Annotated in this window: 8 protein-coding genes; 1 reads left to right on the top strand and 7 read right to left on the bottom strand. The window is 36.4% G+C overall.

Annotated elements, in window-relative coordinates:
• Window positions 1-39: 39 nt before the first annotated feature.
• A protein-coding gene (locus tag PBV87_RS16800; protein WP_271013026.1) for an IS3 family transposase occupies window positions 40-1,448 on the bottom strand; the annotation gives its coding sequence in 2 pieces (ribosomal slippage) (window positions 40-971 and window positions 971-1,448; 1,410 coding nt in all).
• 210 nt (window positions 1,449-1,658) lie between these two features.
• Here PBV87_RS16800 and PBV87_RS16795 point away from each other — a divergent pair.
• Window positions 1,659-2,288, top strand: a complete 630-nt coding sequence (locus PBV87_RS16795; protein ID WP_271013025.1) for a histidine phosphatase family protein — start codon at window positions 1,659-1,661, stop codon at window positions 2,286-2,288.
• A gap of 127 nt (window positions 2,289-2,415) precedes the next feature.
• Here PBV87_RS16795 and dhaK read toward each other — a convergent pair whose 3' ends face one another.
• The 6 genes from dhaK to PBV87_RS16765 form a co-directional block, all read right to left on the bottom strand.
• Window positions 2,416-3,411 (bottom strand): dihydroxyacetone kinase subunit DhaK, encoded by a 996-nt coding sequence (dhaK, locus tag PBV87_RS16790; RefSeq protein WP_271013024.1) that lies wholly within the window; start codon window positions 3,409-3,411, stop codon window positions 2,416-2,418.
• A gap of 196 nt (window positions 3,412-3,607) precedes the next feature.
• On the bottom strand, window positions 3,608-4,312 hold the full coding sequence (locus PBV87_RS16785; RefSeq protein ID WP_271013027.1) for an MIP/aquaporin family protein: 705 nt from the start codon (window positions 4,310-4,312) through the stop codon (window positions 3,608-3,610).
• A 47-nt stretch (window positions 4,313-4,359) separates the two neighbouring features.
• Window positions 4,360-5,850, bottom strand: coding sequence for a glycerol kinase GlpK (glpK, locus tag PBV87_RS16780; RefSeq protein WP_271013023.1), 1,491 nt, complete (start codon window positions 5,848-5,850; stop codon window positions 4,360-4,362).
• 287 nt (window positions 5,851-6,137) lie between these two features.
• A complete protein-coding gene (locus PBV87_RS16775) occupies window positions 6,138-6,506 on the bottom strand; it encodes a DUF1667 domain-containing protein (RefSeq protein ID WP_053982358.1) in 369 nt (122 codons plus the stop codon).
• A gap of 3 nt (window positions 6,507-6,509) precedes the next feature.
• Window positions 6,510-7,772, bottom strand: a complete 1,263-nt coding sequence (locus PBV87_RS16770) for an NAD(P)/FAD-dependent oxidoreductase (protein ID WP_271013022.1) — start codon at window positions 7,770-7,772, stop codon at window positions 6,510-6,512.
• Between the two features lie 15 nt (window positions 7,773-7,787).
• A complete protein-coding gene (locus PBV87_RS16765) occupies window positions 7,788-9,224 on the bottom strand; it encodes an NAD(P)/FAD-dependent oxidoreductase (RefSeq protein ID WP_271013021.1) in 1,437 nt (478 codons plus the stop codon).
• Between the last annotated feature and the right edge of the window lie 367 nt (window positions 9,225-9,591).

The following is a 9,591-nucleotide window of genomic DNA, read 5'->3' as shown; positions in this document are numbered from 1 at the left end:
GACTTTATAGCATAGTGGTTTTAACCACTATGCTATTTTTTATGCAACTAAGAGACTAAGTCTATATTCTACCGGACTCATCCAACCTAGCTTCTCTTTAATGCGTTGTTCATTATAATATTTTATATAATTTTCAATAGCTTTTTTGAGCCCCTCATAGCTATAATAGGTCACACCATAATACATCTCCTGTTTCATAATTCCAAAGAAGTTCTCCATTATAGAATTATCATGGCAGTTTCCTTTTCGTGACATACTCTGAAAAATCTTATTTTTTTTAAGGGTACGGACATATCTTTTCATTTGATAACCCCAACCCTGATCTGAATGAAATGTCCTACGATATTTGCAATCAGATGTTATTTCTATCGCCTTATTTAAGGCCATCATTATATTTTGAGCAGACGGATGACCTGAAATGCCATAGCTTATAATCTCACTATTACATATATCCATAAAGGGATCTAGATAAAGCTTCTTAATGATCATTTTTCCTTTTTCATCTACTTCATAATACTTAAACTCAGATGTATCTGTGGTTATCTTTTGATGTAGAATATGTGTCTTAAAACGTCTATGAATCCTATTAGAAGCAACCTTTCCCACTTTCCCTCTGTACGAACTATATTTGCGACTTTTTCTAGTAAATGATGTAACCTGGAGTCCTAGTTTCTGCATAATACGTTGTACACGTTTCTTATTTACAATCAATCCTTGTTTTCTTAATACTCCATAAATACGACGATAACCAAAATCTTTATTGTTCTTTTGTATTTCAAGAATCTCTTTTTCTAACGCCTGGTCTGGATTCTCTCTATCAAAACGTTTCTGCCAGTACATATATGTTGATTTGGGAAAGGCTGTAATTGCGAGAATATCTTTTAGTTTGAATGATCCTCGGAGGCTGTAGATGATTCTCGCTTTGTGTTCTGAGGTATTCCCTCTAAACGCAGTCTCCTCAGTTCTTTTAAATATGCATTTTCTATTTTAAGTTTTAATAATTCATCTTCGAGTTGTTTAATATAATCACCACTAGACTTAGATGGAGCTGGTGTGTCTGATATTAAAGTTTTAGTTTTACCCATTTGTATATACCGTCCTTTACACTTTAGTCTTAAAGCATCAGGACCAGCAATTCTGAAATCATTTACCCACTTAGAAACTAATGTGGGGTTATTCATTCCAACTGATAAAGCTAATTCCTGATACGAAACTCCTGTTGTTAAATATAACTCTACTACACGAAGTTTGAAATCAAAAGAATAAATTTTATTTTTTGGACGACGGAGCAATCCTTCAGAACCATATTTTTTATATGCAGCAACCCAACGCTGTATAGAGTCGATACTGGAAATACCATATTTTTTGGCTAGAAAACGCCAACCACCTTCATTATTTAAATAAGCTTGAACAATTCTTTCTTTCAACTCAAAACTATATTTTGCCATAAAAAAACTGACCTCCAATAAGTTAGATTTTTAGGTCTAACTTATTGGGGTCAGTTCATACAGTACCTCTTTTTTATAACTTAATTTCCATTAAACTTATCATTTAAGTTATATTATCTTTTTTAACGTTTTTAAACTTCCTATAAATATAAAAAGCTTTTATAATAAATAATGAATAGCATATACAGTGTATAGAAACGAGGCAGTAAAATGAAAACAACAATTTATTTAACACGACATGGACAGACAGAATGGAATATAGAAAAGCGTTTACAAGGAAGAGGTAATTCACCACTTACACAAGAAGGAATCCAAAAAGCTGAAGAACTCAAAGAGCGTTTAAAAGACTTAAACATAGATGTTATTTACTCAAGTCCAATTGAGAGGGCATTACATACAGCACATATTTTAAAGGGTGATAAATCAGTAGAAGTCATTACTTGCGATGCACTTATGGAAATGGGCTTTGGAGAATATGAAGGAAGAAAGACAGAAGAGATTACAAAAGAAAATCCTGAGTGGAATATTAATCTGATTATGGAAGGTGATACAACTATGTCAGCTCCAGGTGGTGAAAACCTAGAGGAAGTAAGGGATAGAGTAAGACAGGCTATGGATGAGATTATTGAAGTAAACAAAGGAAAAGAAATACTTATTGTAGCTCACGGCATTACTTTAAAAGCCTTAATGTATTACTTTAAGGATGAAGATGTGAATCAAGAGGTTATGGGGCAAACAACGCTTACAAAAATTGAATGTGACGAAAAAGGTGAGTGTCATATTATCTTTAAGAATGATGATACCCATTTCACTAATAAAACAAAACAATTAGGCTGGTAAGCGATTAGTAGTCCTTAATGAATAGTTTTTAAAGAAAACTGAACAATTTTAATGATAGAAAAAGAGCTATAGAACAAATAGAAGTTTTATAGCTCTTTAATGTATTAAGAAGATGAATTTATTTGAATTAATATTGTACGAGTGCAGGTGTATTAGCAGGTGCTTCAAGTAAGCCTTTAAGTTCATTATCTAACTTTAGAAGTGAAATGGAGAAACCGGCCATTTCAATAGAAGTCATATAGTTTCCTACCAATGTTTTAACGGGTATAATTCCTTTTGAAGTAAGGATTTCATTTACTTTGCGATTAGCAATATAGAGTTCCATAAGTGGGGTTGCACCTAAGCCATTTACAAGAACAGCTACTTCATCTTGAGCTTGAAGTGATAAATCAAGAAAGATTTTATCTAATAAATCACTTACAATAGCATCAGCTTCTTTAATTTTTTCACGATGAGTACCTGGTTCGCCATGAATACCTAGACCGATTTCCATCTCATCATCAGCAAGGGTAAAGCTAGGTTTGCCGGCTTCTGGTACTGTACAAGCAGAAAGTGCCATTCCCATGGAACGGACATTGGCAATAACCTTTTCAGCTACACGTTTAACTTCGCTAAGAGGTGCGCCTGCTTCTGCTTTTGCACCTGCAATCTTATGTACAAAGAGTGTACCTGCAATACCACGTCTACCTGTAGTCCAAGTACTATTTTCTACAGCTACATCATCATTAACGATAATCTTTTCTACTTCAATCCCATCCATCATGGCAAGATCAGCAGCCATCTCAAAGTTGAGTACATCTCCTGTATAATTTTTAATAATAAGGAGTACACCACTTCCATTATCAACGGCTTTAATGGCTTCATAAACTTGGTCAGGTGTAGGTGATGTAAATACAGCACCAGCTACAGCACCATCTAACATCCCCGTTCCTACAAATCCACCATGAGAAGGTTCATGCCCACTTCCGCCACCACTTACAAGGGCAACTTTATGATCTGGTTTATTTGCACGTACAAGAACTTGTGTGCCAGGCAGACGTTTAATAGCATGAGGATAAGCACATACAATACCTTCTAACATTTCTTCTACAACTTGACTTGTATTATTAATGATCTTTTTCATAGTAGCCCCCTAAACATTTTCAATGATAATTATTAATGCTTTACTTCCTATAATAAAAGGGCATAGCTCTCTAGATATCTTTCAGGATAGGAGGAGAAACAAAAATAGTTTAGCCCAAAATCCGTCGTAAAAATCTAGAATGGCATGCCCTTATTATTTTACTTTGTAGAGTAGATAAATTATAACAGTTTAAATTTTAAAAAATAGCTGCGAATATTAAAGAGGCTACAACGCCACCAGCTATTGGTGCAACAACTGGAATCCAAGCATATTTCCAGTCAGAGTCACCTTTTCCTGGGATAGGAAGGAGTGCATGAGCAATACGAGGACCTAAGTCACGAGCAGGGTTGATAGCATAACCAGTTGGACCACCGAGTGTTAAGCCGATTACCCAGATAACGAGACCTACTACCATAGGAGAAAGTCCGTCTACCATAACTGTGTTACCAATACCGAGTAATGCAAATACTAAAATAAATGTTCCGATAAACTCAGAAATAAAGTTTCCGATTGTAGAAGGAATAGCTGGACCTGTTGCAAAACATGCAAGTTTTGTAGCCTTATCTTCAGTTTCCTTCCAATGTGGGAGGTAATGAAGGAATACAAGACATGCACCAATAATAGCACCAATCATTTGAGCGATAATGTACATAGGTACATCTGCCCAAGCAAAATTACCAATTGCTGCATTGGCAATAGTTACAGCAGGATTAAAGTGCGCCCCACTAATAGGGCCAAAGATGTATACAGGAATAGCAACAGCAAGTGCCCAACCTGTAGCAACAACGATCCAACCGCCACCTTTACCTTTTGATTTGTTAAGATTTACATTGGCAACAACGCCATTACCTAAAAGTATAAGAATCATAGTTCCTAAAAGCTCTGCAAAGAATGTTGACATCATTCAATTCCCCCTCGAATTAAATACTTTTTAACAACTTCTCTTAATTATTTAGCCCAACCTAGAGAGCATTTTACAGCCTTATGCCAGCCAACGAGTAATTCATCACACTTTTCAGTAGTCATTTTTGGTACAAAGCTTTTTGAAAGAGCCCAATTCTTGCTGATATCTTCTTTATCTTTCCAGTATCCTACTGCAAGACCTGCAAGGTATGCAGCGCCAAGGGCTGTTGTTTCAATAATTTCAGGTCTATCAACTTGAACACCAAGAATGTCAGATTGGAATTGCATTAAGAAGTTATTTGCACAGGCACCACCATCTACTTTAAGTGCTTTAAGTTCAATGCCTGAATCTTCTTGCATCGCTTTGAGAACATCATAAGTTTGATAAGCTAGAGATTCTAATGTTGCACGAATAAAGTGTTCCTTTTTAACACCACGAGTAAGACCTACCACTGTACCACGTGCATATTGATCCCAATAAGGTGCACCAAGTCCTGTAAAGGCAGGAACCACATATACACCGTTAGTATCAGGAACAGACTTAGCATAAGTTTCAGTATGAGAAGCATGGTCAATCATACGTAACTCATCTCTTAGCCATTGAATAGCTGCACCTGCAATGAAGATACTTCCTTCAAGTGCATATTCAACTTTACCATCAAGTCCCCAAGCGATTGTAGTAAGGAGGCCGTTTTTAGAAGTAATAGCCTGCTCACCTGTATTCATAAGCAAGAAGCAACCTGTGCCATAAGTATTTTTGGCTGTACCTGGTTTATGACAAACTTGACCGAAAAGAGCAGCTTGTTGGTCACCAGCAGCACCACCAATAGGGATAGCTCCACCAAGTAGAGAAGGATCAGTTTCTCCATATACACAGCTAGAAGGTTTAACTTCTGGGAGCATACAAAGTGGAATGTTTAATTTAGCTAAGATGTCTTCATCCCATTTTAATGTATGAATATTGAATAGGAGGGTACGTGAAGCATTGGAATAGTCCGTTACATGAACTTTGCCATTTGTGAGATTCCAAATAAGCCAAGTATCAATGGTACCAAAGAGAAGTTCGCCACGTTCAGCTTTTTCTCTTGCACCTTCAACGTTATCTAGAATCCATTTAACTTTAGTGCCAGAAAAATAAGCATCTAAGATAAGACCAGTTTTGTCTTTAATAACTTGGTCATAGCCTTCTTCTTTAAGGCTATCGCAGTATTCGGAGGTTCTTCTACATTGCCATACGATAGCATTGTAGATAGGTCTACCAGTTGCCTTATCCCATACAACAGTTGTTTCACGTTGATTGGTAATACCTAAAGCAGCGATATCACTTGCAGAAGCATTAATATGTTGCATTGCTTCTGTAGCAACGCTAATTTGGGTAAACCAAATTTCAGCAGGATCATGTTCTACCCAGCCAGCTTTAGGATAAATTTGAGTAAATTCTTTTTGAGCTACACTTTCAATGAGACCCTTTTCGTTAAAAAGAATACATCTTGAACTAGTAGTTCCTTGATCTAACGACATGATATACTTTGGCATAAATAAAATACCCCCTTAGAATAAATAGAAGTTAATCCCATCATATCATAGAAAATGTAGAAATAGATAGAGCCCCAGTACTTCTATCTATAAATCTAATAACCCATGTATAATGGGTACACTCAAAGAAAAAGAAAAATTGAATTTTAGTGCATCTAGGAAAGGAATAGAAGAGTCTGTAAAACAGGGTGCCAAAATAAGAAATGAAGAGTAAGTTTATGCTAATTTTAAGATTAGCCCTTTAATTAAGTTTATGAGACAAGAATTAGGGCTAGAACTAAAAGGTATTAAACAATCTTAGAGACTTTTTGAGTAGCCACAACACTTACACCTGTATTGGCTAAATCTTTACATAAGATATCACCAACATTAATAGGTGCACGAACTTCTAGTGTTTTGAGTGCTTTCATACAAGCTCTAATCTTGGTTTTAGGAATGGGTTTCTTTGTTTTAACAGCTACACGAGGAAAGTTACCATCACGTACAGGTAAAGTAGTTGTTAGAACCCTAGTAGGGTGTGTACATTCTTCATGAGCATAATCTACACCAATTTTGCAGGAGTTGCCTGTAACATTTATGACCTTATCGTCATCTAAAGTTGCGGTAAGACTACAGCCAAGAGGGCAACCAATACATGTAAGTTCAACTGTTTTCATAGCTTAACTCCTTTCTATCTTTAAAGTGATGGAAGTAATATGAGGATGTTTAGCTAGGAGATCCGGTGTAAGGATAAGGTATTCCATTTCACCTGGTGTAAAAATACGTTTTTTCTTTTTCATAACACGCATGTCATTAATATAGAGACATTTATAAGCATCTTTATAGACTTTATCTACTCTAAAGCGAAATGTAATAGGTGTTGTAGGAGCAGAAGTTAGGAAATGAGGTACGCTATAGCGCACACCCTCTGTTACAAGAATTGGTATTTTGTCAGTAGTAGAAGAATGAGTATGACTAAGAATATAGTCTGCAGCATGTGCACCAGCTATTTCACTTTCAGTTGTTACATAGTCAACTAAGTCATGAACATGAAGGACATTGCCACAAGCAAAGATGCCAGGTGTACTTGTTTCTAAGATTTCATTTACAATTGCTCCACCTGTAATAGGAGAAAGTTCTATAGAAGCTTTGCGAGAGAGTTCATTTTCTGGTAGAAGACCTACAGAAAGAAGGAGTAAGTCACAAGGAATAAAGGTAGAAGTATTAGGGATAGGCTTTTTACTTTCATCTACCTTAGCTATAGTAACTCCTGTCAATCTATCTTTACCATGAACCTTGGTAACAGTATGGTTAAGTAAGAGAGGGATGCCATAATCATCTAGACATTGCACAATATTACGCTTTAAACCACTAGAGTATGGAAGAAGCTCAGCTACAGCTTTGACTTTAGCACCTTCAAGAGTCATACGTCTTGCCATAATAAGGCCAATATCTCCAGAACCTAATACAACTACTTCTTTACCCGGCATAAAACCACGCATATTCACTAACTTTTGAGCAGTACCAGCAGTTAATATACCACTACATCGACTACCTGGAATAGTAAGCGCACCACGAGGCTTTTCACGGCATCCCATAGCAAGAATAATGGCTTTTGCCTTTAAAGTAAGTAAACCTTCTGTAGGAGAGAGTGCATAAACTACTTTATCAGAAGTAATATCTAAGACCATTGTGCCTAGTAAGTAAGGTATATTTTCCTTATGAATTGCACTTACAAATCGTTCGGCATATTCTGGACCAGTAAGTTCTTCTTTGAAAGTATGAAGGCCGAAGCCATTATGAATACATTGATTTAAAATCCCACCAAGATAAGCTTCACGTTCTATAATAAGTAAATTTTGAATGCCTTTTTTTCTAGCAGCTAGAGCAGCACCTAAACCAGCAGGACCTCCACCAACAATGATTAAGTCATAGCTTTGCATCGTACACCTCCTAGATTAAAGATCTTCTTTATTACGACCAACTAAAAAGGTAGAAGACTTACCAAATTTGCTAACCTCCATAAGAGGTATATTTAAATACTTTGCAAGAAGCTCCATATTGCGAACAAGGCAGAACCCAGCTTGGCAACGACCAGCACCGGCACGTGTTCTACGTTTTATACCATCTAGATCACGGGCACCTAGAGGTCGTGTAAGGGCATCTACAATTTCAGCTTCTGTAATAGATTCACATCTACAGACTATCTTGCTATAGAGAGGATTAGATTGAATAAGTTTCTCTTGTTCCTCCTTAGAACATTCATTAAACCTAATGATTCCTTTACGTTTAGGATTAAAGTGAGGATTTGGAGGTGGATTTACTTTGTTGCAAATTTGATCGGTAATATACTTACCTATAAGTGGTGCACAAGTAAGTCCAGGAGACTCAATGCTTGCGGCATTAAAGAAGTTAGGCACATCAGAAGCTTCACCTAAAATAAAGTCATCTAATTCTGAACGGGCACGCAGTCCGCTAAAAGAAGTGATCACCATATTAAGAGGAATAGATTTTACGCTAAGTAGTGCTTTTTGCATAATACCATCTAAGCCGTGTCTCGTTGTATCTAAATCTTCTTTATCATCTTGGTCTACTGCGTTAGGTCCTACAAGTAAGTTACCATCAATAGTAGGAGAAACTAAGATACCTTTTCCAAGTTTAGTTGGAAGTTGGAATAAAGTATGACTAGCTAAATGTCCTACATATTTATCAAAGAGGTTATACTCACCTTTTCTAGGTGTAATAGTGAATTGGTCAGCGCTAACCATATTATTTAAAGTATCACTGAATACACCAGCAGCATTAACAACCACTTTAGCTTGGTAAGTTTGACAAGGAGACGTAAGTACAAAGTAATCTTCTTCTTTCTTAATAGAAGTAACAGGAGTATTAAAGTGGAACTCAACTCCATTAGTATGTGCATTTTCAGCAAGTGCAATAGTCAAGTTAAATGGGCATACAATGCCACCAGTAGGTGCATACAGTGCAGCAACAACTTGGTCAGTTACAGCAGGTTCTAAGCGTCTCACTTCATCACCAGAGAGAATTGCAAGATTGGGAACACCATTTTGGACACCACGATCTTTAAGTTCAAGTAAAGCAGGTATATCTTTTTGGTCAAAGCATAAGACAAGAGAGCCATTACGTTTGAATGGGAAATCTAGCTCACTTACAAGCTCATCAAAAAGTAGATTACTGGGGGCATTCAACTTACCTTTTAACGTATTAGGTTTTGCATCAAAACCAGCATGGACAATAGCACTATTTGCTTTGCTTGTTCCACAGCATACATCATTTGCTTTTTCTAGCACTAAAGTATTAAGTTGGTAACGTGAAAGCTCACGAGCAATAGCACAACCTACTACACCAGCTCCTACAATAATGATGTCATACATATATTCACCTCCAATAAGAATACGAAAGCTCATCAAACTAAGAGGAGGATAACGTAAAAAATCCATAAAAAAACAAGGGTATGGCCTAAAACGCACAGTATTAGGACTCCCTTGATCTCCACCTAGTCTTTATGCTTTGTATTAATATATGAGAGGAATAGAAGGAATATGAGAAGTTTATCCACAAAATGTGTATAAATACAGTAAAAACAGTGGATAAAATGGGGACAAGGGTATAATTATGGGGATAAGAAAATAAAGAGAAATAAAGATAAAAAAAGTTAAGAAATAGTGTTGACTTATGTAGATGAATGGTGCATAATAAATCAAGTCAGCAGCGCACAGGCGCCACTGAGAAAAGGCTGTA

Source organism: Holtiella tumoricola (genome assembly GCF_027857615.1).
GTDB lineage: Bacteria > Bacillota > Clostridia > Lachnospirales > Cellulosilyticaceae > Holtiella > Holtiella tumoricola.
The sequence above is the reverse complement of the archived record's forward strand: the minus strand, read 5'-3'. Positions and strand labels throughout refer to the sequence as shown.